The 26,502-nt window shown below is 63.1% G+C and carries 26 protein-coding genes; 9 read left to right on the forward strand and 17 right to left on the reverse strand.

Annotated elements, in window-relative coordinates:
• Positions 1-4 precede the first annotated feature (4 nt).
• The 3 genes from G486_RS0118915 to G486_RS0118925 all read right to left on the reverse strand — a co-directional run bounded on the left by G486_RS0118915 (position 5) and on the right by G486_RS0118925 (position 3,164).
• Positions 5-1,387: an aminopeptidase P N-terminal domain-containing protein gene (locus tag G486_RS0118915; RefSeq protein ID WP_027016943.1), complete on the reverse strand. Its 1,383-nt coding sequence runs from the start codon at positions 1,385-1,387 to the stop codon at positions 5-7.
• 45 nt (positions 1,388-1,432) lie between these two features.
• Positions 1,433-2,227, reverse strand: a complete 795-nt coding sequence (locus tag G486_RS0118920) for a TSUP family transporter (protein ID WP_027016944.1) — start codon at positions 2,225-2,227, stop codon at positions 1,433-1,435.
• A 145-nt stretch (positions 2,228-2,372) separates the two neighbouring features.
• Positions 2,373-3,164 carry a nucleotidyltransferase family protein gene (locus tag G486_RS0118925; protein ID WP_027016945.1) on the reverse strand — a complete coding sequence of 264 codons (792 nt, stop codon included), beginning with the start codon at positions 3,162-3,164 and terminating at the stop codon, positions 2,373-2,375.
• 139 nt (positions 3,165-3,303) lie between these two features.
• Here G486_RS0118925 and tkt point away from each other — a divergent pair, with 139 nt between their 5' ends.
• The 4 genes from tkt to G486_RS0118945 all read left to right on the forward strand — a co-directional run bounded on the left by tkt (position 3,304) and on the right by G486_RS0118945 (position 7,352).
• On the forward strand, positions 3,304-5,352 hold the full coding sequence (tkt, locus tag G486_RS0118930; protein WP_027016946.1) for a transketolase: 2,049 nt from the start codon (positions 3,304-3,306) through the stop codon (positions 5,350-5,352).
• Between the two features lie 101 nt (positions 5,353-5,453).
• Entirely contained in the window at positions 5,454-6,455 is a 1,002-nt protein-coding gene (gene gap / locus G486_RS0118935) for a type I glyceraldehyde-3-phosphate dehydrogenase (RefSeq protein ID WP_027016947.1), read from the forward strand.
• Between the two features lie 241 nt (positions 6,456-6,696).
• Positions 6,697-6,933 (forward strand): hypothetical protein, encoded by a 237-nt coding sequence (locus tag G486_RS0118940; RefSeq protein ID WP_027016948.1) that lies wholly within the window; start codon positions 6,697-6,699, stop codon positions 6,931-6,933.
• Positions 6,934-7,004: 71 nt separating this feature from the next.
• Positions 7,005-7,352, forward strand: coding sequence for a tRNA-binding protein (locus G486_RS0118945; protein ID WP_027016949.1), 348 nt, complete (start codon positions 7,005-7,007; stop codon positions 7,350-7,352).
• A gap of 102 nt (positions 7,353-7,454) precedes the next feature.
• On the opposite strand, the gene G486_RS0118950 is transcribed toward G486_RS0118945, so the two are convergent.
• Entirely contained in the window at positions 7,455-7,973 is a 519-nt protein-coding gene (locus tag G486_RS0118950) for a rhodanese family protein (protein ID WP_027016950.1), read from the reverse strand.
• 51 nt (positions 7,974-8,024) lie between these two features.
• Positions 8,025-8,342, reverse strand: coding sequence for an ArsR/SmtB family transcription factor (locus tag G486_RS0118955; protein WP_027016951.1), 318 nt, complete (start codon positions 8,340-8,342; stop codon positions 8,025-8,027).
• A gap of 83 nt (positions 8,343-8,425) precedes the next feature.
• On the opposite strand from G486_RS0118955, the gene G486_RS0118960 reads away from it, so the two are divergent.
• A complete protein-coding gene (locus G486_RS0118960; RefSeq protein WP_034388465.1) occupies positions 8,426-9,304 on the forward strand; it encodes an MBL fold metallo-hydrolase in 879 nt (292 codons plus the stop codon).
• A gap of 64 nt (positions 9,305-9,368) precedes the next feature.
• Here G486_RS0118960 and G486_RS0118965 read toward each other — a convergent pair whose 3' ends face one another.
• A complete protein-coding gene (locus tag G486_RS0118965) occupies positions 9,369-9,653 on the reverse strand; it encodes a hypothetical protein (protein WP_027016953.1) in 285 nt (94 codons plus the stop codon).
• Positions 9,654-9,922: 269 nt separating this feature from the next.
• Between G486_RS0118965 and G486_RS0118970 the strand changes: the two genes are divergently transcribed.
• Both G486_RS0118970 and G486_RS0118975 read left to right on the forward strand, forming a co-directional pair.
• Positions 9,923-10,873, forward strand: a complete 951-nt coding sequence (locus tag G486_RS0118970) for a pirin family protein (RefSeq protein WP_027016954.1) — start codon at positions 9,923-9,925, stop codon at positions 10,871-10,873.
• A gap of 348 nt (positions 10,874-11,221) precedes the next feature.
• Positions 11,222-12,622 (forward strand): aspartate ammonia-lyase, encoded by a 1,401-nt coding sequence (locus G486_RS0118975; RefSeq protein ID WP_027016955.1) that lies wholly within the window; start codon positions 11,222-11,224, stop codon positions 12,620-12,622.
• A 106-nt stretch (positions 12,623-12,728) separates the two neighbouring features.
• Here the strand turns inward: G486_RS0118975 and G486_RS0118980 are convergent, their stop codons facing one another.
• Complete coding sequence (locus tag G486_RS0118980) at positions 12,729-13,112, reverse strand: HPF/RaiA family ribosome-associated protein (protein WP_027016956.1); 384 nt, start codon at positions 13,110-13,112, stop codon at positions 12,729-12,731.
• A 426-nt stretch (positions 13,113-13,538) separates the two neighbouring features.
• On the opposite strand from G486_RS0118980, the gene G486_RS0118985 reads away from it, so the two are divergent.
• On the forward strand, positions 13,539-14,420 hold the full coding sequence (locus G486_RS0118985) for a gamma-glutamyl-gamma-aminobutyrate hydrolase family protein (RefSeq protein ID WP_027016957.1): 882 nt from the start codon (positions 13,539-13,541) through the stop codon (positions 14,418-14,420).
• Between the two features lie 133 nt (positions 14,421-14,553).
• Positions 14,554-15,486, forward strand: coding sequence for an aromatic amino acid DMT transporter YddG (yddG, locus tag G486_RS0118995; RefSeq protein WP_034388468.1), 933 nt, complete (start codon positions 14,554-14,556; stop codon positions 15,484-15,486).
• Between the two features lie 81 nt (positions 15,487-15,567).
• On the opposite strand, the gene G486_RS0119000 is transcribed toward yddG, so the two are convergent.
• The 10 genes from G486_RS0119000 to G486_RS0119045 form a co-directional block, all read right to left on the reverse strand.
• The gene (locus G486_RS0119000) at positions 15,568-16,419 is read right to left on the reverse strand and encodes an IclR family transcriptional regulator (RefSeq protein ID WP_027016959.1); all 852 of its coding nucleotides are present in this window, start codon (positions 16,417-16,419) and stop codon (positions 15,568-15,570) included.
• Positions 16,420-16,468: 49 nt separating this feature from the next.
• Positions 16,469-17,995, reverse strand: coding sequence for a UxaA family hydrolase (locus tag G486_RS0119005; protein WP_027016960.1), 1,527 nt, complete (start codon positions 17,993-17,995; stop codon positions 16,469-16,471).
• Between the two features lie 66 nt (positions 17,996-18,061).
• Entirely contained in the window at positions 18,062-18,880 is an 819-nt protein-coding gene (locus tag G486_RS0119010) for a transporter substrate-binding domain-containing protein (protein WP_034388473.1), read from the reverse strand.
• A gap of 58 nt (positions 18,881-18,938) precedes the next feature.
• Positions 18,939-19,667, reverse strand: a complete 729-nt coding sequence (locus G486_RS0119015) for an amino acid ABC transporter ATP-binding protein (protein ID WP_027016962.1) — start codon at positions 19,665-19,667, stop codon at positions 18,939-18,941.
• Positions 19,651-20,298: an amino acid ABC transporter permease gene (locus tag G486_RS0119020; protein ID WP_027016963.1), complete on the reverse strand. Its 648-nt coding sequence runs from the start codon at positions 20,296-20,298 to the stop codon at positions 19,651-19,653. Before G486_RS0119020 ends, G486_RS0119015 begins: the two co-directional genes overlap by 17 nt.
• A gap of 10 nt (positions 20,299-20,308) precedes the next feature.
• Positions 20,309-20,992, reverse strand: a complete 684-nt coding sequence (locus tag G486_RS0119025) for an amino acid ABC transporter permease (protein ID WP_027016964.1) — start codon at positions 20,990-20,992, stop codon at positions 20,309-20,311.
• 142 nt (positions 20,993-21,134) lie between these two features.
• A complete protein-coding gene (locus G486_RS0119030; RefSeq protein ID WP_027016965.1) occupies positions 21,135-21,986 on the reverse strand; it encodes a fumarylacetoacetate hydrolase family protein in 852 nt (283 codons plus the stop codon).
• 134 nt (positions 21,987-22,120) lie between these two features.
• The gene (locus G486_RS0119035; RefSeq protein WP_027016966.1) at positions 22,121-22,891 is read right to left on the reverse strand and encodes an SDR family oxidoreductase; all 771 of its coding nucleotides are present in this window, start codon (positions 22,889-22,891) and stop codon (positions 22,121-22,123) included.
• Between the two features lie 309 nt (positions 22,892-23,200).
• Positions 23,201-24,913 carry a ShlB/FhaC/HecB family hemolysin secretion/activation protein gene (locus G486_RS0119040; protein WP_084455447.1) on the reverse strand — a complete coding sequence of 571 codons (1,713 nt, stop codon included), beginning with the start codon at positions 24,911-24,913 and terminating at the stop codon, positions 23,201-23,203.
• Positions 24,910-26,502, reverse strand: a 1,593-nt coding sequence (locus tag G486_RS0119045; RefSeq protein WP_169728626.1) for a hypothetical protein, incomplete at its 5' end; no start/stop codon positions are given. The genes G486_RS0119040 and G486_RS0119045, both read right to left, overlap by 4 nt.

Genomic DNA, 26,502 nt, shown 5'->3' on the forward strand with positions numbered 1-26,502 from the left:
GCCCTCAGTCGCGCATCAAGGCCTCGATCTCGTCGGCCTCCACAGGCACGCCGCGCGTGATGAGCTCGCAGCCGGTTTCCGTGACCACGGCGTCATCCTCGATGCGAATGCCTATGTTGTGGAACGGCTCGGGCACGCCGGGCGCGGGCCGCACATAGATGCCGGGCTCGATGGTGGTCACCATGCCGGGGCGCAGAATGCGGCTGGGCCGGTGGATGATGAGCTCACCCGAGAGCGGATCCCTGCGCTCGCTGTCCGGTCCCGGCTCGCCGGGCTCCACATAGCTGCCGCAGTCGTGCACATCCATGCCCATCCAGTGGCCGGTGCGGTGCATGTAGAACTGGAAGTAGGCGCGCGACTCGATCACGTCCTGGGCGCTGCCGTATTTGGACCTGTCCAGCAAACCCAGATCCAGCATGCCCTGGGCCAGCACGGCCACGGCCGCGTCGTGCACATCGTCGAAGCGCGCGCCCGCCCGCGTGGTCGCCACCGCCGCCTTCTGGCTGGCCAGCACCAGATCGTAGAGCGTGCGCTGCGGCCCGGTGAAACGCCCGTCGGCGGGGAAGGTGCGCGTGATGTCGCTCGCATAGCCGTCGAGCTCGCAGCCCGCATCGATGAGCACCAGCTCGCCCGCGCGCACGGGCGCCTTGTCGGCCTGGTAGTGCAGCACGCAGGCGTTAGCGCCGGCCGCGACGATGGAGCCATAGGCCACATATTGCGAGCCCTGCTGGCGGAATTCGTGCAACAGCTCGGCATCAAGGTGATACTCGCGCACCTCCTGGCCTGCACGCAGCATGCGTGCCGAGCGCTGCATGGCGCGCATGTGCGCCCGGGCGCTGATGGCCGCTGCACGGCGCAGAATGGCTATTTCGTGCGCGTCCTTGACCAGGCGCATCTCGTCGAGCAGCGCACACAGGTCGGCCTGCTCGGCCGGACACTGGGCGCCGAAGCGCACGCGGCCCTTGACCTGGCCAAGCCAGGCCTCGACGCGTGCCGCCAGGCCTTCATGCGTGGCGAACGGAAACCAGACACGCTCGCGGTTTTCGAGCAGGCGCGGCAGGCGCGCATCGAGCTCGGTGCAGGAGTACGCCTGGCTCACGCCCAGCTCGGCCACGGCGGCCTCGGGCCCCAGGCGTATGCCATCCCAGATCTCGCGCTCCAGATCCTTGGGCTGGCAAAACAGCACGCTCGTGCCGTCCGCGCCCAGCACCAGACAGGCATTGGGCTCGGAAAAACCCGTGAGATAGTAAAAATAGCTGTCGTGGCGGTAGAGATAACCGGTGTCCCGGTTGCGCGCGCGTTCGGGCGCAGTAGGGATGATGGCGACGCCACCTGCGCCCAGTTGGGCGGCCAGGAGCGCACGGCGTTGGGCATATACGCAAGTCATGCCGGCTATCGTAATGCGCAGGCGCGCACCCCGAACGTCCCGGGGCTAAAAAGTGCTGCCAACGGCCATCTGCCCGCCTGCAACCCGGCCCGCATTCCAGCCCGAGGCCAGCAGGCTCAGACCCGAGAGCACCAGCAGCAGACACACCAGCCACTCCACCAGCTGCTTGGGCAGTTGCGGCGGGCGGCGCACATGCAGCCAGGTCACACCGGTGACCACGGGAAAGGCCAGGGCCGCCGCCAGCAGCACATGGCCTGTGATCTGCCCGTCCAGTGCCACCAGCACCAGGCGCAACACGGCACAGGTGACGAACATCACGAACAGGCAGCGGCGCACCAGCATTCTGTCCAGAGGCTGGCGGTACAGGTGGTAGACCATGGGCGGCCCCGGTGTCGCGAACAGACCGCCCAGCAGGCCCGAGGCCAGGCCGGCAATCCACAGCGGCAGCGGGCCCGAGACCTGGGCATTGACCTTTTGCTGCAGCAACAGCAGCAAGGCACAGGCGACGATGGCCACGCCCAGCAACATGCTCAAGACGTTCAAGGCATTGCCACTGAGCCACTGCAGCAGCAAGACGCCAGCCACCACACCGACCACGCTGCTGATCAGCATGGGCCGCAGCAGAGGATTGTTCTCCTTGGCCTGATGGGCGCGCAGATAGGCCACGCCGTTCACGATGGACAGCAGACAGGCCACATTGGCCGCATCGGCAATGCTCATGAGCCCGCTGGCGCCGGCCACGCCCACAAAGATCAGGCCGAATGCAAAGCCTGTAAGGTTCTGGCAGAACGTGGCCAGGCCCACCAGGGCCAGAAACAGCAGGTACTGAACAACGGTCATGAAAACTCGCGCAGACGCCCAGCAGGCGAAATGGTGAAGGTGGGCGCATTGTCCGGGAGCGGACTTGCGGCAGGGTTAAGGCCGCTGGCAGCGCCCCAGGTGCCCTGGAGTAAAAGCTCTGCGCTCAAACCCTCGACTCAGAACACTAGAACGCATTCCGGTTGATCTGCGCCAGCCGCTCGGGGGTGCCCACATCCATCCAGCGGCCGCCGTAGATCTCGGCACTGACCAGGCCCTGGGCCATGGCGGCGCGCAGCAGGGGCACGACCGAGGTGATGATCCCATCGGGATTGCCTGCAGGTATGTCGCACCAGGGACGGGCAAACAGCTCGGCCCGCAGCAGGGCGCGCGTGCTGTAGGTGTAGAGGGTCTGCGAGGTATCGGCAGGCAGGTCCAGCGCCAGCCCGTCTTCGCCGAGGCCGAAGTCGCCACGCGGCAGGTAGTCGGGCCGGGGAACCAGCCACAGGTGCGCCAGCTTGCCGCTGGCCGCAAAGGCCTTGGCGCGCGCCAGGGGAAAGCCGAAATCGGGCGCATAGACATCGCTTGCGGCCAGCCAGAAAACCTGGCTCAGCATGGGCAGGGCACGCGCAATGCCGCCGCCGGTCTCCAGCGCCTGCTGAGGCTCGATCGAGTAGTCGAGCGTGAGCCGGCAAGGCTGGCCATCCGGGCCTGGCGCCTCGTACTCATGGCCAAAGCGTGCAGGAATCTGCTCGCCCAGCCAGCCTGTGTTGATCACTGCGCGCGCCACGCCGGCACGGCTCAGGCCCTCGAACTGGTGCTCGAGCAGCGAGCGCCCGTGCACGGCCAGCAAAGGCTTGGGCATGGCATCGGTCAGCGGCCGCATGCGCTGGCCCCGCCCGGCGGCCAGCAGCATGGCCGGAGGCTGCTGGCGCAACTCGACAGAAGGGACGGCAAGAGAAGTGAAAGAGACGCTCATACGCTGCAGGCAAAAGTCAACCATAGGCATTTACAGGATGCACGACTGTAGACCATTGCCCGCGCAATGCGCACTCAAAAACGGCCTCCCTTAAAATGCCGGGCTTACTCAGACAACACCCTCCTTTACGGAGCGCTCGATGGCCAACAATCAACAAATGGCGAATGCGATTCGCGCACTCGCAATGGATGCTGTTCAACAAGCCAATTCCGGCCACCCCGGCGCCCCCATGGGCATGGCCGATATGGCTGTGGCCTTGTGGAGCCGCCACCTCCAGCACAACCCGGCCAACCCCCAATGGGCCAACCGCGACCGTTTCATCCTCTCCAACGGTCACGGCTCCATGCTGATCTACGCGCTGCTGCATCTCTCGGGCTACGACCTGCCCCTGCAGGAGCTCAAGGATTTTCGCCAGTTGCACAGCAAGACCGCAGGCCACCCTGAAGTGGGCATCACACCTGGCGTGGAAACCACCACCGGCCCCCTGGGCCAGGGCATTACCAATGCCGTGGGGTTTGCGCTGGCCGAAAAGCTGCTGGCCGCCGAGTTCAACCAGCCGCGCCATGCCATCGTCGATCACCACACGTTCGTGTTCCTCGGTGACGGCTGTCTGATGGAAGGCATCAGCCACGAGGCCTGCGCCCTGGCTGGCGCCTGGAAATTAAATAAGCTGATCGCGCTGTGGGACGACAACGGCATCTCCATCGACGGCCAGGTCACGCCCTGGTTTGGCGACGATACGCCGGCACGCTTCGAGGCCTACGGCTGGAACGTGATCCGCGCCGTGGACGGCCACGACGTGGAAGCCGTGGACAAGGCCATTGCCGCCGCCAAGAAAAGCAGCAGCAAGCCCACGCTGATCTGCTGCAAGACCAGCATAGGCAAGGGCTCGCCCAACCGCGCAGGCACGGCCAAGGCCCACGGCGAGCCTCTGGGCGCCGAGGAAATCGCACTCACCCGCGCAGCCCTTGGCTGGGAGCACGGCCCGTTTGAAATCCCCGCCGAGGTCTATGCCGACTGGGATGCCAAGGCCGCGGGCAAGAAGGCCGAAGCCGCCTGGGACAAGAAATTCGCGGCCTACACCAAGGCCTTCCCCGCGCAGGCGGCTGAATTCAAGCGCCGCATGGCCGGCGAGCTGCCCGTCAACTTCGGCGAGATCGCCGCCCAGATCGCCTCGGACGCGCATGACCAGGCAGCCACCGTGGCCAGCCGCAAGGCCAGCCAGCTGGCCCTGGAAGGCCTCACGGCAGCCCTGCCCGAACTGCTGGGCGGCTCGGCCGACCTGACCGGCTCCAACCTGACCAACACCAAGAGCACGCCCGCCTTCCGTGTGGATGCCAAGGGTGCCGTGGTCAAGACCGAGGACGGCAAGATCGGCCGCCACATCAACTACGGCGTGCGCGAATTCGGCATGGCCGCCATCATGAACGGCATTGCGCTGCACGGCGGATTCATCCCCTATGCAGGCACCTTTCTGACCTTCAGCGACTACAGCCGCAATGCGATACGCATGGCGGCGCTGATGAAGCAGCGCGTAATCCATGTGTTCACCCACGACTCCATCGGCCTGGGCGAAGACGGCCCCACCCACCAGTCCATCGAGCATGCCGCTTCGCTGCGCATGATCCCCGGCCTGGACGTGTGGCGCCCCGCCGACACCACCGAGACCGCCGTCGCCTGGACCGTGGCCCTGAGCCGCAAGAACAAGCCCGCAGCCCTGCTGCTCTCGCGCCAGAACCTCGCCTACTCGCCCAAAAGCGAGGAAGCGCTGGACAACATCGCCTGCGGCGCCTATGTGCTGTCCGAGCCCAAGGATGTGGGCCTGAAGGGCAAGAAGGCCCAGGCCGTGATCATCGCCACCGGCTCGGAAGTGCAACTGGCCCTGGCCGCCCAAAAGCAGTTGGCCACGCAAAAGATTGCCGTGCGCGTGGTCTCCATGCCCAGCACCACCACCTTCGACCAGCAGGATGTGGCCTACAAGCAGTCCGTGCTGCCCGCGGGCCTGCCGCGCATTGCCGTCGAAATGGGCGTGAGCGACTTCTGGTGGAAATACGGCTGCGCCGCCGTGGTCGGCATAGACAGCTATGGTGAATCCGCGCCCGCGCCCGTGCTGTTCAAGCACTTCGGCTTCACGGCCGAGAACGTGGCCGACACCGTGCAAGCCGCCCTGCAGCGCGCCGGCAAGTAATGCAAAGGGGCCTTTGGCCCCTTTTTGACGCCAGGCCCTGGCCGGCTGGGCACAATCCTCTGGTTTTCGCTAATCCACAATCCGTCCATCAAGAGGCAACTATGACAATCAAAATCGGTATCAACGGTTTCGGCCGCATCGGTCGCATGGTGTTCCGTGCAGCCGTGCAAAACTTCAACGACATCGAAGTCGTGGGCATCAACGACCTGCTCGAGCCCGACTACCTGGCCTACATGCTCAAGTACGACAGCGTGCACGGCCGCTTCAAGGACGAAGTCTCGGTCGAGGGCTCCAACCTCATCGTCAATGGCAAGAAGATCCGCCTCACGCAGGAGCGCGACCCCGCTGCCCTGAAGTGGAACGAAGTCGGCGCCGACATCGTGATCGAAGCCACGGGCCTGTTCCTGACCGACGAGACCGCGCGCAAGCACATCGCTGCCGGTGCCAAGAAGGTCATCATGTCCGCGCCTTCCAAGGACGCAACCCCGATGTTCGTGTTCGGCGTGAACTGCAAGACCTACGCCGGCCAGGACGTGATCTCCAACGCCTCGTGCACCACCAACTGCCTGGCCCCCGTGGCCAAGGTCTTGAACGACAAGTGGGGCATCAAGCGCGGCCTGATGACCACCGTGCACGCCGCCACGGCTACGCAAAAGACCGTGGACGGCCCGTCCAACAAGGACTGGCGCGGCGGCCGCGGCATTCTGGAAAACATCATTCCCTCCAGCACTGGCGCTGCCAAGGCCGTGGGCGTAGTGATCCCCGAGCTCAACAAGAAGCTGACCGGCATGTCCTTCCGCGTGCCCACCTCGGACGTGTCCGTGGTCGACCTGACCGTGGAGCTGAACAGCGAAGCCAGCTACGAGGAAATCTGCGCCGAGATGAAGGCCCAGAGCGAAGGCGCCATGAAGGGCGTGCTTGGCTACACCGAGGACAAGGTGGTGGCCACCGACTTCCGTGGCGAAAGCTGCACCTCGGTGTTCGACGCTGAAGCCGGCATTGCCCTGGACAAGACCTTTGTGAAGGTCGTCTCCTGGTATGACAACGAGTGGGGCTACTCCAACAAGTGCCTGGAAATGGTGCGCGTGGTCGCCGCAAAATAAGGTCAAATCGCCCTTAAAGCCAGTGCTGACGAGCGCTGGCAGCTATCAAAAAGCCAGTGCTTGATTGCACTGGCTTTTTTCATGTCCGTGACCCGTCCTGATCTCAACAGCTACCCAACGCGCACTGGAGTTCAAAGCCATCGTGTCCAGCGACCCAGGCTATGCTTGAGCTCTGCGACGGGCTCCAGTGCATTCTGGCAACCCAAAGGCGGCATGACGCCGCGACATCCTCACACAGCCCATGAGTCTTGGCGCCTGGCTTCTCTGGTTTGCGCTCAACAGCGCCTTTTTCTACTGGGTCCTGTGTCGCGGCGGCGCGGCCTGGCTGGAAGGCTGGCGCGCCGGCCTGGCCCTGGACACCTGGTATGCCAGTCTATGGAGCGCCGAACAGATCCGGCTGTATGTGCTGCTGCAGTGGATAGTCCATACGATCTGGTTTGTGCTGGGCCTGGTACAGCCTGAATGGCGCTGGGGCTAGCAGACCCATGGGATGCGCAGTACAAGCGTTGCTCTACAAAGCAAGGCCGGCAACGCAGGCATCATGCGCACATGAGCATTCACAATCCCATTGGTTTTGACGACTTTCTCAAGGTCGAGCTGCGCGTGGGCCGCATTGTCGACGCCCAGGTGTTCAAGGAGGCGCGCAAGCCCGCCTATGTGCTGCAAGTCGACTTCGGCCCCGAGATCGGCCTGCGCAAGTCCAGCGCCCAGATCACGGCCCTCTACCAACCTGAAGACCTCCTGGGCCGCCAGGTGGTGGCCGTGGTGAACTTTCCCAAGAAGCAGATCGGCCCCATCCAGTCCGAGTGCCTGGTCACGGGCTTTCACAATGCCGAAGGTGAAGTTGCGCTATGCGTGCCCGACCGCGAAGTGCCCCTGGGCACTAAGCTTTTATAAAAACAAGCCTCCAGCGCCTATACAGAAAGCGCTTGAAGCTATTTTTTCAATAGCAATCTCTCTGCAACGTGAAACCAGGAGGACCGCCCTGCGCACAGGCAGTCATTGCTTTCGATTCCAGGGCGCAAGAAGCAGTACACGTGCCAGGCCACAAAAACCCGTGGCTCCGGCCAGAATCAAACCGCAGCCCACGAAGGCCGAGAGCAGATGCCACCAGGGCGAAACCGTGGCGCCCAGCACTGCACCCAGCAGAGCCAGGGATCCCGCGCCCAACTGCACCTGGCGCTGCAGCTCCAGCGGTTGAGCCGCATCAAATTTCACAGGCAGGCCCTGGGCTTTCCAGGCATCGAGCCCACCTTCGAGCACATAGCCCGCACAGCCCGTGGGCAAGGCCTGATGCAAGGCCTGGCCACTGAGCCGCGTGCGATTGCCCGAGCGGCAATGAAACACCACAGATCGCCCGCCGCTGAGCGGCAACTCTCCCATCAACTCCAGCGTGCATTGCCGGGCTCCGGCGATATGCTCGCGCGCATATTCATCGGCCGGGCGTATGTCGACCAGCAGGGCTCCTTGAGATACCAGCTGCTGCGCGGTCTGGGGCGAAACGGGGGTCAAAGACATGGAGGTCTCCTTGATAACAAACGGGGACGGACTCAAAACGGGCCTGCGCCCTCAGGCACAGAAAATGTTCTTGAGCGTGGCAACCAGTTGCTGCACTGCGGGATCGTCAATGCGGTAGTACAGCGTTTGCGCTTCACGCCGAAAGCTCACCAGGCCTTGATCGCGCATTCTGGCCAGGTGCTGGGACAGTGCCGACTGGCTCAGCGGCACCTGCTCCAGCAACTCGCCCACGGACAACTCACCATGCGCGATCAGCAGGCACAGCACCAGCAGGCGATGCTCATTGCCCACGGCACGCAGCAAGGCCGCAGCCTTGGCGGCGCCCTGCTGCATGAATTCCTGCTCCGAGAGCTTGATGGATTCGGTCATTTAATATTAGCCTAATCTAATTTAGATTATTCTAATATAAATTTCAAGATGAGCATCCCGCTAGCAAGAACAGGAGCCTGCCAATGAGCGCGTCACCACAAATCGCCGCTTTCTTCGACGAAGCCACGCATACCGTGAGCTATCTCGTATGGGATGCGGCCACGGCCGAGGCCGCCATCATCGACCCGGTGCTCGACTACGATCACCGAAGCGGCGAAGCCGGCACGGCCTCGGCCGACGCCTTGCTCGGTGCTGCGGCCAGCCATGGCCTCAAGCTGCGCTGGATACTGGAAACCCATGCCCATGCCGATCATTTGAGTGCCGCGCCCTATCTGCGCGAACGCAGCGGTGCACCGATTGCCGTGGGCGAGCATATCCGCGAGGTGCAACGTCTTTTTGCACCGGTGTTCAACATGCCCGAGCTGACCCGGGACCAGGCCTTCGACCGGCTGCTGGCCGAGGGCGAGACGCTGACCCTCGGCGAGTTGTGCATCGAAGTGCTGCACACTCCAGGCCATACACCTGCCTGTGTGTCCTACCGCATTGCAGACGCCGTCTTCGTGGGCGATACCCTGTTCATGCCCGATTACGGTACGGCCCGTGCCGATTTCCCGGGCGGAGACGCCGCGACCCTGTTCCGCTCCATCCGCAAACTACTGACCTTGCCGCCCGCCACGCGGCTGTTCATGTGCCATGACTACAAGGCCCCCGGGCGCGAGCACTATGCCTGGGAAACCACGGTAGCCGCCCAGCGCAAGAGCAATGTCCATGTGCATGAGGGCGTGGACGAAGCCAGCTTTGTCGCCATGCGCGAGCAGCGCGATGCCACCCTGGCAGCCCCGGCGCTGCTGCTGCCGTCGATACAGGTCAATGCACGCGCGGGCCAGTGGCCAGGCCCCGAGGACAACGGCGTGCACTATCTGAAGATTCCCTTGCGCATGAAGCCTGGCGCGCAGGCATGAAAAAACCCCGCGGGTCTCGCGGGGTCAGATCGGTGTTTTCGGCTGGCAGCGCCGGCCGGCCTGGCTAGGACAGGATCTCGATCTTGCCTTCGTCCACATAGTATTCAAACTCGTGCTTGGAGATGGTTGCGACCACCGGCTGGCTGTTGCTGTCCCAGGAGACCACAAAGCTTGCAATCGCCTTGTCCACCTGAACCTGGGTGTCGGCGGGAATCTCCTCCAGCGCCCCGTCCCCTATGCGGTAGGGAACCGTGGCTGCAATACGGGCCTTGAAATGCTCGGAAAAGCGCGTCTGCTCCTCAGCGTCCTGGGCCGTGGTGTCCAGGTGTTGGTCTGTGGATGTTTTCATGGCGTGTTCTCCTTTGATAAAAATTTCGTATATCCCAATGTAGCCAAGCTCTTGCTGCTTTCTTGATTGGACAGGACAACGCCGTCGCGGCATGTAAGAGCATGTTCAAAACCCTGGGGCCACATCTCCCACACTTTTGCCAGTCCCACTGGGTTGCCTGTGTCAGGCAAAACCGCAGCCATCGCTTATGGTTCTGGCACAGGCGCGCTCTTCGCGCGAGCCTGAGGCCCCTCACACGGGTCGCTGTTCAAACCAACAAGCATAGCGCCATGTCCGAGATCCCCGAGTCCCGAAAGCTCAGATTGCGTACCGCCGATGTAGGCGGCATTCCCATATTGCGGGCTCTGCCCCAGCGCGGCCTGCGCAAGGTCGGGGCCTGGTGCTTTCTCGACCATGCGGGGCCGGCCGATCCGCCACCTCCGGGCATGCAGGTCGGTCCTCATCCGCACCTGGGCCTGCAGACCTTTACCTGGATGATTCGCGGCGAAGTGCTGCACCGTGACAGCCTGGGCAATACCCAGCTCATCCGTCCCGGCCAGGTGAACCTGATGACGGCCGGCCACGGCATCACCCACTCCGAGGAGAGCCAGACGCCCTCGCATATCCACGCGGCCCAGCTCTGGATTGCATTGCCCGAGTCCGAGCGCCATTGCCCCCCGCGCTTCGAGCACCACCCCTTGCTGCCGCAAACCCGGATTGGCGGCTTCACGGCCACGGTGCTGGCTGGCCAGGCTCTGGGCCTTCAGTCACCCGCCCGCGTACACACGCCGCTCATGGGGGTCGACCTGCAGGCAGGGGCGCAACACGGGCCTGAGACTGGGCTTGCGAGTGCCTGCATGCCCTTGCTGGCCGGGTTCGAGCATGCGGCGCTCTTGCTTGAAGGTGAGGTCCATGTCCAGGGTCAGGCACTGGCCATGCAGGAGCTGCTTTATCTGCCCCCAGGCATGACGCAGATCGACATCCGGGCCAGCCCCGGCTCCCGCCTGCTGGTCATCGGCGGCGAGCCCATGCAGGAGACGCTGATCCTGTGGTGGAACTTCGTGGCACGCAGCTCCGAGGAGATCGCCGAAGCCCGCGCCCAGTGGGAGGCCGAGGCGCAAAGCTATGCAGGCTCGCCCTGGCCAGAACAGGCCCGGCGCCGCTTCGGTCCCATGCTCGACTCACCGCTGGCGGCCTTGCATGCGCCCTCGCTGGAAGGCGTGGTACTTCGCGCCTCATGAGCGCGTGCTGCTTTGTTTCTCAAGCTCAATCCGCACCAAATTAGTGCGAATTAAAGATGCATGCAAAAACTTCAAGCTCAGACTTCGAATCTTTTAAGTGAAATTAATCGATCTTTGGCATCAGATGGCGCAACCATCGTCGGACAACAAGGTTATGCATGGAACTATGGACTTTATGCACAACCACTTACATAATCCGTCCCAACGCCCTGTCCCGCGCCGCTGACCGCCGCGCGCACAGGGCTTCGCCACGCCTGGGAGGCCACAAGCCGGACCGGTTGGCCCGAAACATTGCGCCGCCCCGAGACGGGCGGCGTTCTTCCATCTGATTTCAGTTTTTCCAAGACCATGCGCCAAGAGCAAGACTTCCTCGGTATCAAGACCATCCCTCCCGACGCCTACTGGGGCGTGCACACGGCCCGTGCCGTGGAGAATTTCCCGATCACAGGCCAGAGCGTGTCCCGCATGCCCCAGCTGGTGCGTGCATTTGCGTTCGTGAAGAAGGCCGCTGCTCAGGCGAACCTGCAGATGGGCGCGATCGACGCCACCCAGGCAGATGCGATATCCAAGGCCTGTGACGATTTGATCGCCGGCCAGTTGCATGAGCAGTTCGTGGTGGACGTGATCCAGGGCGGCGCCGGCACCTCGACCAACATGAATGCCAATGAGGTGATCGCCAACCGTGCGCTGGAGCACCTGGGCTTGGAAAAAGGCCGCTACGACGTGATCCACCCCAACGACCATGTCAACGCTTCGCAAAGCACCAACGACGCCTACCCCACGGCCGTCAAGATTGCGACCTACTTCGGCATCCAGGACCTGCTGGCTGCGCTGGCCGCCTTGCGCAGCGCCTTCGAGACCAAGGCCCAGGAGTTCGCGCCCATTCTGAAGATCGGCCGCACCCAGTTGCAGGATGCTGTGCCCATGACGCTGGGCCAGGAGTTCACGGCATTTGCAGCCATGATCGCAGACGATGAGAAGCGTCTGCGCGAATCCGCGTATCTGATGGCCGAAGTCAACATGGGCGGCACGGCGATCGGCACGGGCATCAACGCCCCCGTGGGCTATGCCGATGCCGTGGTCGCAGCCCTGGCCAAAATCTCTGGCGTACCCGTGGTGAAGGCTGGCGATCTGATTGCGGCCACCTCGGATACCGGCGGATTTGTGGACATTTCCGGCATTTTGAAGCGCATTGCCTCCAAGCTCTCCAAGATCAGCAACGATCTGCGCCTGCTGTCCTCGGGGCCCCAGGCCGGTGTCGGCGACATCAAGCTGCCGGCCCGCCAGGCCGGCTCGTCCATCATGCCCGGCAAGGTCAATCCGGTGATCCCAGAGGTCATGAACCAGGTCTGCTTCGAGGTCATAGGCAATGACGTAGCCATCACCATGGCCTCGGAAGCCGGTCAGTTGCAGCTCAACGCCTTTGAGCCCCTGATGGCCTGGGCGCTGCACCAGAGCCTCAGCCATCTGTCGCGCGCCTGCCATACGCTGCAGGTCAACTGCGTGGAAGGCATTGTGGCCAACACCTCGCTGCTGGACGAGCGCATTGCCGAATCCGTGACCCTGGTCACGGCGCTGAACCCGCTGATCGGCTATGAGAAATCGGCCTCCATTGCCAAGACGGCAATTGCCAGCGGCAAACGCATTGCCATCGTGGCCCAGGAGCTGGGCATCATGAGCGAAGCCGACATGCAAAAGCTGCTCGTGGCCGACAAGCTGACCACGCCTGGCGCGCTCAACGCAGTCTGAGCCTCTTCCTCCGGAATCGAGCCGAGCCCTGAGCCCGTAAAAAAGCGCCCTTCAAAGGGCGCTTTGCTTTTGCAGGCGGCTCTCATGCACCGCCTAGCCCGATGCCTCAGGCCGCGCCTTCCTCGGCCTGGATCGAAGCATCACCCTCGACTCCTCGCACGCTCTCGCGGCCCTTCTTGTCCTTGAGTTTGTCCAGATCGGTCTCGACCGCGCGGCGCAGCTTTTCCATGGCGGCGCTGAACGCGTCCTTGACTTTTTCGGCCTCGGCATTCACGGCGATCGGCGGGCGCCCCGTGGCCCTGGTCTCAAGCACACATCGTTTGCCTGGGCCTCCCGTGGTCTTGAGCGCATCCACGCCGGTCAAAAAAACCTCCACACGCACCACGTAATCCTTGAGACGTGCGAGTTTTGCATTGATTTCCGCCTGCGCCCACTGCGCCAAGGACTCTCCGCCTTGTATGGAATCGTCGGCATGAACCTGAACTTGCATGCATATCCTCCTAGTCACCAAAAGCCGTGCCTCGAACATTGCGGCCGGGGGTACCGAGCCGTCAGAGACCGGCAAGACCATCGTAACGCCATGCCGACCACCTAGTCAGCACGAGCCACCCTGGCCCGCTGGGTCTTTCTGCACCGCAACACGAGCGCCCATGGGCGGGTCACTCCAAAATGGGTGGCAGCGCCGGCGTTTTAAAGTGTGATGACCGAAAACATTTGAGATACATCAACCCAACTCTTGCATCCAGATAGATCTGCTTACCCCTGCGCAGTACCTGTCTTATCAGCCATTTCTTACCGCCCCGCCATGCTTCAGGGCTTAAAACAAAGGCTTGTCCCCCACTCTGGGCATTCTGGCGGCTTTCTGCAGCTCCGGCTCCGGGAAGATTCCGGGCATGCCCTCAAGCTTTTTGTCTTCATGAGCACATTTGTTTCACGCCGCCTCAAGATAGGACTGTCGGCCTGCTTTTCCCACGCAGATCCCCAACGCCCGCTGTTCACGGGCAAGACGCTCCAATATGTGGAGCAGTCGATTGCGCACTGGATCATGTCGGCCGGCGCCATGGTGGTCATGGTGCCCTGCCCCACGGGCGAGACGGCGCGTGGCGATGTCACGCTGGAGCACTATGCGCAGTGGCTGGACGGCGTGGTCATGCATGGGGGCTCGGACGTCTGGCCGGGCAGCTACGGCGAGGCGCCCATGCGCCCCGAATGGCTGGGCGACCGCGTGCGCGATCTCTACGACCTGGCCCTGGTCGAGGCCTTTTCCCAGGCCGGCAAGCCCATCTTCGGCGTGTGCCGGGGCCTTCAGCTCATCAACGTGGCCTTTGGCGGCACCCTCTACCAGGACATCGAGACCCAGGTGCCGGGATCCCAGCAGCACCGCAACGCCAGCGAGTACGACCGTCATTACCACGACATCAGCATCGCTGCCGGCAGCCGGCTGCACATGCTGTATCAAGGCCAGACCAGTGCGCGCGTGAACAGCATCCACCACCAGGGGATCAAGACCGTGGCGCCCGAGTTCGATATTGAGGCCTGGAGCGTCCCGGACCGGATTCCCGAAGCCATCTTCCGCCGCCCCAGCACGCTCAAAAGCTATATCGCTGCCACGCAGTGGCACCCGGAGTTCCAGTTCCGCAACCCCGACACCAGTACCCTGGACGACAGCGTGCTGCTGCACGATTTTCTGGCCGCCTGTGCGCGGGCCCGCTCCAGCCCGGCCATGAGCCACAGCCCGTTCCAGATTCGCAACCGCGCTGCGCGCCTTCTGCGCCGTGCCTTGCTGCGCAGCAATTGATTTTGATAGCCCCAAGCACGAAGGTGTACTTCGGCGGCCTGCACAGCATCTGGCTCAGCTTGCTTTGCAAGCTTGAAGCCGTGCATTGATCTTTTGTTGTACTTGGACTTGAATCCGCCACGCATTTACTGCCATGCCAGCGCCTGCTCCCCCTCTTGCCCGCGATGCCGCCGGCGTGCGCCGCGCCACCCTGATCGGGCTGGTGGCCGTGCTGTGCTGGAGCAGCACCGTGGGCCTGATCCGCTCGGTTTCCGAAGCCCTGGGTGCGCTGGGGGGCGCCGCCATGCTCTACAGCGTCAGCGCCGTACTGCTGTTTGCGGTGCTGGGCATGCCGCGCAGGGCCCAGTTGCGCAGCGTGTCCAAGGTCTATCTGCTGGGTTGCGGCGCGCTGTTTGCGCTGTACGAGGTTTGCCTGTCCGTGGCCATAGGCCTGGCCCAGGACCGGGCCCAGTCCATGGAGCTGGGCATGATCAACTATCTCTGGCCCTGCCTGACGATTGTGCTGGCCGTGCTGTGCCGCCAGCAGCGGGCACGCTGGTGGTTGTGGCCGGGCGTGGCCCTGTGCATCTGGGGCCTGGTGTGTGTGCTGGGCGGAGATGGCGAGCAGGCCATGCCCTGGTGGCAGGCGCTGGCCGCCCATATGTACAGCAACCCCCTGGCTTACGCCCTGGCCTTTGCGGCGGCCCTGTTGTGGCCGGTGTACTCGGTGCTCTCGCGCATGCACGGTGGCGGCTTCAACGGTGTGGGCCTGTTTGTGCTGCTGACGGCCGTGGTGCTGTGGGTGCAATGGCTGGCCGTGGATACCGTGCCCATGCGCTGGTCCTGGGGCGTGGTGCTGGAGGTGCTGGCGATAGCTGTCGGCACCGCCTTAGGCTACAGCTGCTGGGAACATGGCATACAGCGCGGCAACCTGGCCGTGATGGCAGCAGGCTCTTATTTCACCCCCGTGCTGTCGGCGCTGTGGGCCAGCATCTGGCTGGCGGTGCAGCCGGGATGGCCGTTCTGGCAGGGCGTGGCCCTGGTCACGCTGGGCTCGCTGCTGTGCTGGCATGCCACCCAGCGCTAGCGGCTGGCTCAATACGAAAAGGACATGGCTTGCTGCGCGCATTCCATGACGGCTGCTCTGCAGCACGGCGGAAAAAGAGGTCTAGCTCGCTCCCATGGCCTTGGATATGCGCGAAGCAATGCTGCTGACAATGGTCTTGACCTCTTCCAGGTCGGGGCTGGACTGTGCGTCTATGCGCTCGATATAGGGCACGTTGAGTGCGGCGATCACATGGCCTGCCACACCCATGATGGGAAAGGCCACGTTGGTGACTCCGCGTATCTGGCGGCTGGGCATGGTGGCATGGGTCTGCTGGCGCACCTGGGCCAGGATGTCGAACAGCTCTCCTGGGTCCATGCTGAGTTCACCATCGACCTTGACATGGGCTGCCAGCATGCGCGCGCGCTCAACCTCGTCTCTGAAGGCCAGCAACACATGGCCCGAGGAGGTGTCGGTCAGCCCCAGCATGACACCCACTTTGAGTCCAAAGGACCAACGTTCAGGACTGTCTACCTGGGCAATGATCACAACCCGTCCGCCCTGGTAGATCGCCAGATGACAGGACTGGCGCGCGCGCTGGGCCAACTCGCGCAGCAGAGGCAGGGCCGAGGCAACCAGAGAGCGCAGGAAATGCTGTTTGTGGGCCAGCTCAAACAGCTTGAGCGACAGGCTGTAGCGGTCATTGGCATCGAGCAGTGCATAGCCTCGGCGCTCCAGTGTCACCACCATACGGAAGATCTCGTTGACGCTGCGCCCCAGGTTCTGCGCGATTTCATTGAGCGTCAGCCCGCTTTGGGCCTGGGACAACAGCTCCAGAATGTCCAGACCCTTGTCCAGGGCCGGGGCGTTGTAGCGCGGCGTGTCGCCTTCCGTCTCCTGGTTGGATGGGGCATTCTCACCGTGGTTGGCGGTGCTGCGTTTGGATGGGGTGGTACGAGGGCCGGGCGCTTTCATCGGAGGGCAATCTTAAGGGAGCTGACAGGGAGACTGGAGGGTGGCCGGTTTACATCACCGCACCTATTTGCCAGGGCACGAACTCGTTTTGTCCGTAGCCATGCAGTTCGCTCTTGGTTTTTTCGCCCGAGGCGGTGGCCAGCATACGGGCGAAGATGCGCTCACCCATTTCGGTAATGGAGCAGCTGCCGTCAATGATTTCGCCGCAATTGATGTCCATATCTTCTTGCTGGCGCTGCCAGAGGGCGCTGTTGGTGGCCAGCTTGAGCGAGGGCGAGGGCGCACAGCCATAGGCGCTGCCACGTCCCGTGGTGAAGCAGATGAGGTTGGCGCCGCCTGCCACCTGGCCGGTGGCACTCACCGGGTCGTAGCCGGGCGTATCCATAAACACCAGGCCTGCTGCCTGCACGGCTTCGGCATATTCGTAGACCGCCTGCAGATTGCCGGTGCCGCCTTTGGCCACGGCGCCCAGGGACTTTTCGAGGATGGTGGTCAGGCCGCCGGCCTTGTTCCCAGGCGAGGGGTTGTTGTTCATTTCACCGCCGTTGATGCGCGTGTATTCCTCCCACCAATGTATGCGCTGCACCAGCTTATGCCCGACTTCGGTGGAGATGGCGCGGCGTGTGAGCAAATGCTCGGCGCCATAGATTTCAGGTGTCTCGCTCAGGATGGCCGTGCCGCCATGGGCGATCAGCAGGTCTACGGCGGCTCCCAGGGCCGGGTTGGCGCTGACGCCGCTATATCCATCCGATCCGCCGCACTGCAGGCCTATGCGCAGCGCTGCAGCGCTGCAGGGCACGCGCTGCACGGCGTTGGCACCCTCCAGCATTTGCGTAACCAAGGCAATCCCCTTGTCCACGGTTTTCTGTGTGCCGCCGCTGTCCTGGATATTGAAGACCTGCAGGTTTTTTCCCTCGGACAAGGAACCCGACTCCATCCAGGCCCGGATCTGGTTGGCCTCGCAGCCCAGGCCCAGCACCAGCACGCCAGCAAAATTGGCATGGCTGGCATAGCCGGTCAGCGTGCGCCGGAGCATGTCCATGACCAGGCCCTGGCTGGCCATGCCGCAGCCGGTGCCATGGGTGAGTGCGACCACCCCATCTATCTGAGGATAGGGCGCCAGCGCTGCGGGATTGCTGCGACGGGAGAAATGCTCGGCAATGGCGCGGGCTGCCGTGGCCGAGCAGTTCACGCTGGTCAAGATGCCTATGTAGTTGCGCGTGGCTACGCGCCCATCCGCACGGCGAATACCCATGAAGACGGCTTCGCGGCGTACCTCTTCGGGTTTGAGATCGGTGCCGAATGCGTAGTCGCGTGCAAAGTCACCCTTGTCCGGCCCCATGTCCAGGTTGTGCACGTGCACATGCTCGCCGGCCGCGATCGGCTGGCTGGCAAAGCCTATGACCTGGTTGTAGCGGCGTACGGGGGTTCCTGTGGCCAGGGCGCGGGCGGCAATCTTGTGGCCTGGGGGCACCAGCCCCCGGCTGGTAAAGGTTTCGATGGGTGTGCCTGCCATCAACTGGGTGCGGGCAATCACGACATCGTCTGCAGGATGGAGGCGAATGAAGGGCTGCATGGGAATCCTTGCTGGAATGTATGCGCAGCACTCGGTGGTCAAGTGCGGATGGCGAGGGTTCTGGCTTCAGGAGCCGGCTTGCAGCACCTGCTCTGGCAGGTCTGCGCCGTGGAATTTTTTGTAGATGGCATTGAGCTGGCCATTTTTCAGATTCAGCTGCACCCAATCGTCAATCTTGGCCTTGAGTCTGTCCTCGCCCTTGCGCAGACCCATGGCCAGCAGATTCACCTTCATGACCCACTTGACTTCCATCTGCTTGGCTGGGTTTTTGTCGTTCACGGCCTTGAGCAGCGCAGGTGCTGTGGCAAAGATCTGGGCCTGGCCGCTGACCACGGCGGTAATGCTGGTGGCGTCGTCATCAAAGCGCAGCAAGGTAGCGCTCTTGGGGGCAATCTTGCTGATTTCCTGGTCATTGGTGGTGCCACGCGCCGTGGCGATCTTCTTGCCCTCGAGATCGGCCGCGCTCTTGAGGTCCATGCCTTTGGGGGCACCCACCACAGACAAAATGCCTGCATAAGGCCGGGAGAAAGCGACGACCTTCTCGCGCTCGGGTGTGACGGAGAGGCTGGAAATCACGATGTCGGCCTTGTCCGTCTGCAAGAACGGAATCCGGTTGGCGCCGGTGGTGGGGACGATTTCCAGCGCCAGTCCCAGGTCCCTGGCCAGCAGCTGTGCGGTTTCCACGTCAGAGCCGGTGGACTGCAACTTGTCGTCCTTCATGCCATAGGGCGGTACGGCCAGGTCTATGGCCACGCGCAGCTTTTTGGCCGCCAGGATGCTGTCGAGCTGGTCTGCCAGGGCAGGGCCGCTGCCCAGCAGGGCCAGGCCGAGGGCCAGCAAAGCGGTGCGCAGGCCGGGCGCGGGTTGGATGCGGTGCGTTGTCATATGGGTCTCCTCGTGGTGGCGGTAGTGGTGATGGGGATTGCTCACACGGCGGCTGCATTCACAGTCCGCTGCCTACAAACTGTTGGAGCTCGGGGGTGGAGGGTGCGCTCAGCATGCTGGCTGCCCCCTGCTCCCAGACTTGGCCCTGGTGCATAAAGATCACCTGGTTGGCCACATGGCGGGCAAAAGCCATTTCGTGGGTCACCAAAATCATGGTCATGCCTTGAGCGGCCAGCTGCTCCATCACCTTGAGCACTTCGCCGGTGAGCTCGGGGTCCAGCGCCGATGTCACCTCGTCGAACAGCATGACCTGGGGCTGCATGGCCAGTGACCGGGCAATAGCAACGCGCTGCTGCTGTCCACCTGATAGCTGCTCGGGATAGGCCTGGGCCTTGTCAGCCAGACCGACTTTGGCCAGCACCTCGCCGGCCAGCTCGCGTGCTGCATGGGGGCTCTGGTGTTTGACGGCCGTCAGCCCCAGTGTGATGTTTTGCAGCACCGTCAAATGCGGGAACAGGTTGTAGCCCTGGAACACCATGCCCACATCGCGGCGCAGGGCGCGCAGATCCAAGTCCGGTGCATGCACACCGTGGTTGCAGACCTGGATACGGCCCTGGTCCACACGCTCCAGCCGGTTGATGCAGCGCAGGGCCGTACTCTTGCCCGATCCGCTTTTGCCAATAATGGCCACGACCTGACCTTTGGCCACGGAAAAGGAGACACCGCGCAGCACATGCAAGTCGCCAAAGCGCTTGTGAATGGCGTCCAGTTCAACGACGGTTTGCATTGAGCTTCCTTTCAAGAGTCAGGCTCCAGCGTGACAGCGGGTAGCAGATGGCAAAGTACAAAACGGCGGCGCTGCCAAAGTAGACAAAGGGCTGAAAGGTGGAGTTGTTCAGCACCTTGGCGTTGTAGGAAAGCTCGGCAAAGCCGATCACCAGCGAAGCCACCGAGGTGTTTTTGACGATTTGCACCGCAAAGCCCACAGTGGGTGGCGTGGCCATGCGCAGGGCCTGGGGCAAGATGACCAAGCGCATGCGCTGCCAGCGCGAAAGTCCCAGGCATTCGGCGGCTTCCCACTGGCTTTTGTGCACGGCGTCTATGCAGCCGCGCCAGATCTCGCCCAGAAAAGCGCTGGCGTAAATCGACATGGCCATGGCCGCCGCCAGCAGGGCCGGCACCGAACCCAGACCTGCAATGTTCGGGCCGTAAAAACACAGGCCCATAAGCACCAGCAGTGGCGTTCCCTGGATCAGCTGTACCCATGCGCCGGCGCTCCAACGCAGCGGCCTGGCCGGTGCGACACGTGCCATGGCCAGCGCCAGACCTGCCAGGCCACCGACTGCAAAGGTCAGCAGCGACAGCAACACTGTGCCCCAGGCGCCTTGCAGCAGAAAAAGCAGTTGCTCTTGGCTCATGGCTGCTCCTTCACAAGGCTGTTCCCAGCTTGCGCCGGCGTGTAAATACCATCTGGCCCAGCAGCCAAAAACCCAGGCGCATCAGGCAGGCCAGCAGCAAATAGACCACCCATAGCACCAGAAAAACCTCGAAGTTGCGGAAGGTGTCGGACTGGATGCGATTGGCCACGCCCAGCAACTCCTCGGCGCCTACTGAAGACATGATGCTGGAGGCCAGCATCAGCAGCACGAACTGGCTGGTCAGCGCGGGCCAGACGCGCTCCACGGCAGGGCGCAACACCACGTGCCACAGGGTCTGAGCGCGCGACAGGCCCAGGCATTCAGCCCCCTCAAGCTGGCCTTTGTGAATGGACTCGATGCCGGCGCGGATGATTTCGCAGCTGTAAGCGCCAATGTTGATCACCAGGGCCAGCACGGCGCCGGCCATGATGGGCAGGGTGATGCCTACCGAGGACATGCCGAAGATCAGGAAATAGCTCTGGATCAGCAGCGGTGTATTGCGTATGGCCTCGACGTAGAGACCCACCAGGCGGCGCAGCCAGGGCAGGCTGCTGCCACGGCCTATGGCGCACAGCGTGCCCAGCACAAAGCCCAGCAACGTGGCCAGAAATGACAGCTGCACCGTGGTCCATGCGCCTTCCAGCAGCAAAGGCCACTGAGCCAGCACGGCAGAAAAATCGAACTGGTATTGCATAAAACAGCCTGTCTCCTTTGCGTAGCAAGCGCTGTCAGCTACGAATTTTGATTACCAGCCTGACCTGTTGGTGGCGCGGGCACTGTCCCTCTTACGCAGTGCTGCGGCAGGCTCCGGCGGTTGCGGCGGGCTGCCAAGTCGCTCAGGAGGTGCCCCAAGCTCTGGTGCTTTGATGTTGCTCACCCAGGCCCTCTATGCCCAGATGCATGCGATCCCCGGGGCGGAGATACACCGGGGGTTTTTGGCCCAGGCCCACACCGGGCGGTGTGCCGGTGCTGATGATGTCGCCGGGCAGCAGCGACATGAATTCGCTGATGTAGCTCACCAGCTTGGCCACCGGAAAAATCATGGTCCGGGTGCTGCCATCCTGAAAGCGTTTTCCATTGACCTCCAGCCACAGCTTGAGGTCTTGCGGATTGGCCACCTCATCGCGGGTCACCATCCAGGGCCCTATGGGAGAGAAGGTGTCGCAGCCCTTGCCCTTGTCCCACTGGCCGCCGCGCTCCAGCTGGTATTCGCGCTCCGAGACATCGTTGATCACGGTGTAGCCGGCAACATAGTCCAGCGCATCTTCCTCGCTCACATACGAGGCCTTGGTGCCTATGACCACACCCAGTTCCACCTCCCAGTCGGTTTTGACCGAGCCACGCGGAATCACCACATCGTCGTAAGCACCGCCTATGGAAGAGCTGGGCTTTAAAAACAGAATCGGTTCGACGGGGATCGGGGCCCCGGTTTCGGCCGCATGGTCGGCGTAGTTGAGGCCTACGCACACAATCTTTCCCACCTGGGCCACGGGTGCGCCATAGCGCTGAGGCTGGCTGACCAGGGGCAGGTCGTTGGTATCGAGCGCGGCCAGCAACTGCAGCACATCGGGTGCGAGCGTTGCGCCGCCGATGTCGCCGATATGGCCCGACAGATCGCGCAGCTGTCCCTGGGTGTCGACGAGGCCGGGCTTTTCCTGGCCGATAGGTCCGTAGCGAAGCAATTTCATATTTGTCTCCTTGTTTGTTTTTGGCTTGGGGCCAGCGCCCACCACGCCAGTCCTCTCCTGCCAGGAGAGAGGGCGTCAGCCTTGGGGCGTGGAGTCACAAGCTGGAAAAATCCAGCGCAGGGGAAGGCTCAGTCTCAGTTAGACCAGCCCCCATCAATCAGGTGAATCGTTCCAGTGGTGAATGCAGACTCGTCACTGGCCAGGTAGACCACCAGGGCGGCAATCTCTTCGGCGCGGCCCACGCGGCCTATGGGCTGACGGGCGACAAAACCGGCACGCACGGCGGCCTCGTCCAGGCCGGCCTGCCTTGCCTGCTCGCGTATGCGGCCCTGCAGCGAGGGCGACTCGACCGTGCCAGGGCAGATGGCATTGCAGCGAATACCTTGCTGCACATGGTCGGCAGCCACGGCCTTGCTCAGACCGATGACGGCGGCCTTGGAGGCCCCGTAGACAAAGCGTTTGGCCACCCCTTTGACGCTGGAGGCCGCTGAAGCCATGTTGATGATGGAGCCGCTGCCTTGGGCCAGCATGGCGGGCAGGAAGGCGCTGATCGTGCGGTACATGGACTTGACGTTCAGGTCCATGCTGAAGTCCCAATCCGCTTCGCTGCACTCCTGAATGCTGCCGTGGTGCACAAAGCCCGCGCAGTTGAACAGCACATCAAGGCGGCCCACCTGGGCTGAAAAAGCCTGGACGGCAGCGGTGTCGCGTACATCCAGTCGGGCCGTGCGCAGATTGGCAAGTCCCTGGGCCATGGCTTGTTCGTGGAGCTCGGCCAAGGCCTGCTCGTCCACATCGGTGGCCCAGACCTGGGCACCTTCTTGCGCCAGGGCCAGAACGCTGGCCCTGCCTATGCCCTTGCCTGCCGCTGTGACCAGGGCGGTTTTTCCGGTGACGCGCTGCATGCCTACTCCTTTTGCTGAACTTGTATTTGAAAATTAATTTCTTTAATGAAATTAATACTAAGCCCAGGATCGCGGAAGTCCATAGGGCGAAAGCGCTTTTACGCGTTTATCCCTATGCTTGTTGCTGCTGTGTTTGTCAAAGAGTATTGAGTTGGGTTTTTAAAATTATTTTTATATAAGAAATTTCATTTTCGAAATACTTGTCTCGCCGGAGCATGGTCTTGCCTCAAGACCTCCAGGCACCAAAGCAAACGGCCTTGCAGCATTTCTTGCTGCAAGGCCGTTATTGCCCCGGAACGGGTTTGCGTTCTAAAAGAGCCAGGTTCCACTCACCCAGGCGCGGGGCTTGCGGTCACTGTCGCTGCTGGGAGCATCGCCACCGAGGCGCCAGGCCAGGCTGGCACCCAGGCGCCACCTGTCGCCGGTCCAGGTGGTCCCCACGCCGGCTCCGCTCAAGGACTGATGATTGGACCCGGGCTGCCATGGCTTCTTGGTGAGGCGCACCTTGCCGTAGTCCACAAAGGTTTGCAGCGTCCACTGGGTGCTCAAGGCATAGCGCAGCTCGGCCGTACCCTGCCAACCTTGGTCGCCGGATGCCTCCCCTTGTGGATAGGCGCGTACGCCATAGGCGCCGCCCAGGCTCATCTTTTCCGAGGGGTCCAGATTGCCATCGGCCCATTGGGCTTGCAGTTGCACATAGCTGCTCCAGCGCGGGCTCCAGTACTGCCAGCGCGCCAGAGTGGCTTGCAGCGTGTTGAAGCTGCCCTGGCTGCGCGCGGTAATGGCATCGATTTGCTGGTCCACGGGGCTGCGCAGCTTGAGGTCCCCATGACTCCATTTCAAGCTGAACACATTGCTGCCGCCGCCCAGCACACGGTCCTGGCTGTTGCCCTCCAGGGAAAGGCTCAGCAGTTCCGATTTTTTGCCCCGGTACAGCTGCACCAGATCCATATCGTCTTGAAAACGCTTGTGCTCGTATTGCAGGCGGGTGTTCAGGCGCAGGCCGCGCTTTACCACCAGGGGTTGCCAGAGAAAAAGGCTGTTGGTATGGGCCGAGCCATGCGCCTCCAGCACCGAAAAATTACGCCCCAGCTCATAGTCCATGGAGGTATGGCCCACCCCGACTTGCGTGCCCCAGCGGCTGACTGGCACCTGGTAGGCCAGCTGCAGCAGCCGCTGTTTCTCATCGCTGTGCAGCCCGCGTATGGACAGGCTGTCGCCCAGGCCCAGCGGGCTGGCAAGCTGGATACGGGCTCCCAGGCGGGTGCTGCCGGTATAGCGGTTGCCATGGTTGTCCAGGTCGATGGCGCCGCTGATGCGTGTGCCAAGCCTGGCGTCGAGCAGCAGGCTGGAGTCGCCGGTGTTGCGGCCAGGGGCCAGCTGGGCCTGGGCCTGTACGCCGGGCAAATCATTGAGCAGCAGCAACACGTGCTCCAGCTCCTCGGTGCGGACCACCTGGCCGGGTTGGATGCGTTCCAGCGGGGCCAGTGCCGCGCCACCGAGGTGGGGGGGCTGCGAGTGCTTGACCTCGTCATAGCGGCCTTCCAGTACTTCAATCACCACCACGCCACCGGCCACCGACTGGGGGGGCACATAGGCATAAGCCACAGGGAAGCCCTGGAAATGGTAGTACTGGCTGAGGCGCGCCGCAGCCAGATGCAGCTCGGCCAGGGTCACATTGCGTCCCGAGATGTCTTGCAACAAAGTCTGCAAGCTGGGGCTGTCTATGGAGTGGTTGCCGTGCACCTGGACCTGACTGACAAAGATCACCGGCGCATTGGGCGCAGCGGGCGGCGGCGTCGCTGACTGCTCTTCCACCGACAGGGCAGGCTTGCCTTGGCGAGGCTGCTCCGGTACGGCTTGCTCGCGCTCCAGCTCTCGCAGCATTTGACTGCCTTGCGGCAGCAACTGCGCCGAGGCGGAGCCTGCGGCCAGCAGCGTCATCAAAGTGAGGTGCAAACCTCGGGACAGTGGTGTGTGGCGCGGGGAGGAGTCTCCCTGACGCAGGCAAATCTGGCTCATTCTTCAACGCAGTCAGTAGTGAGTGCCGTGCAACGGCTGGTGGGGCGCTGCATGCCACCAGCGATGCGCGCAACATACGAGGCCGTAGGAGGAAGGGGTTGCTCGGCAACTGCGGTGGCAGGCAGGCGAATGGCGGACTGATAGGCAGCCGAGTCTTGCGTGGAGGTGATCCGCAGCTCGCCCGGCCGCAGTACCAGTTGGTAGCCGGACTGGGAAAGGTCGAGGTGGCTGGCATCCAGGTCAATGCGGTAGGGCGTGGATTGCACAGCGGCGTCACCGGCTGCGCCGGCAGAAGTCACGCGGATGTTGCCCCCCAACACCTCGGTCAGGCTGTCGGCGCGGTAGGCATTGGCAACGCCAAGCATCAGGCCCGACCAGGTATAGGCCTGTGAAATGTCCAGGACCGTGCCCAGGTTCTTGGACAGGGCCATGCCTTCCACGGTCAGTGTCGGGCTCCAGGCGAACAGATAGCGGTTGCCAGCGGCCGATGTCGCCCCCAGTGCCTGGGTGTTCCAGACCGCCGTATTGCCGCTGTCCAGGCCACCAAACTGGTGGCCCTGATCGGGGGCGTCCAGGTACACATGCCAGCGGCCGTTGCCTCCCACGCGTATGGCATCGGCACCGGTCTGGTTGTCAAACGCACCTGCCGTGGCCAGGTCCACCGTGGTGGCAGCTATATGGCCTTGCAGCTGCAGACCTTGTGTGGCGCTGGCCTGCAAGCGGTCAGCCGTCACATCGCCCAAAGCGAGGCTGCCATCGGTGCCCAGCTTGGCAGATGCAGCATGCAGGTCTACACGGCCACCAAAGTGGTTCTGGGCCCTGTCCAGGGTGATGGCGTTCGCCGCCTGCAGCTGGCTGTTGCCGCCAACGCTCAGCCTGTCTGTCTGGGTGATGTCGGTGCTGGTGGCGGTGGCCGTGAAAGCACCGCCCACATCGGTGCGGCCCAGTGCGACGGAGCTGCCTTGCAACTGCGTGGTTCCTGCAACGGTGGCATTGGCCAGCGATAGCGCACCTAGGGAGCCTGCCTCCAACGTAGCTGCGTGCACCTCGGCCAGTGCCAAGCCGGCGTGGTCGCTGGCAATGGCGACATTGCTGCCTGCCAGCGCCACGCTGCCACCGAAATGGTTGCCTGCATGGTCCAGGGCAATGTCGCCTGCTGCACTGAAGCGGCTGCGGCCCCCCACCTGGAGCGCGCTGCCTTGGTGGATGGCGGCGCTGCTGTCTAACTGCAGATCGTTGCCCACGCTGGTGTTGTGCAAGCCCACACCGTGGCCTGCAAGCTGTGCGCTGCCCGTGGCCTGCAGCTGGGCAATATCCAGCGCTGCATGGCTGTTCAAGCGGATGTCACGGCCCTGGGCGTGCAGATTGCTGCCGAACTGGTTGCTGCCGTTGCCCAGCACGATGTCATTGCTGGCCGCCAGCTGGCTGTGGTTGCCGATGGCCAATGCCCCGTTGCCCTGGCGGATATCTCCGCTGCGCGCGGTGGCCGTGAGCGCGCCGTCTATGCGGCTGTCATCCAGGTGCAGCGATGTGCTGTCGAGCTGGGCTGCGCCGCTGACGTCGGCACGGGCCAGCGAGAGCCGACCTGC

Origin of the sequence: Comamonas composti DSM 21721 (genome assembly GCF_000429845.1) — a bacterium.
Lineage (GTDB): Bacteria > Pseudomonadota > Gammaproteobacteria > Burkholderiales > Burkholderiaceae_C > Comamonas > Comamonas composti.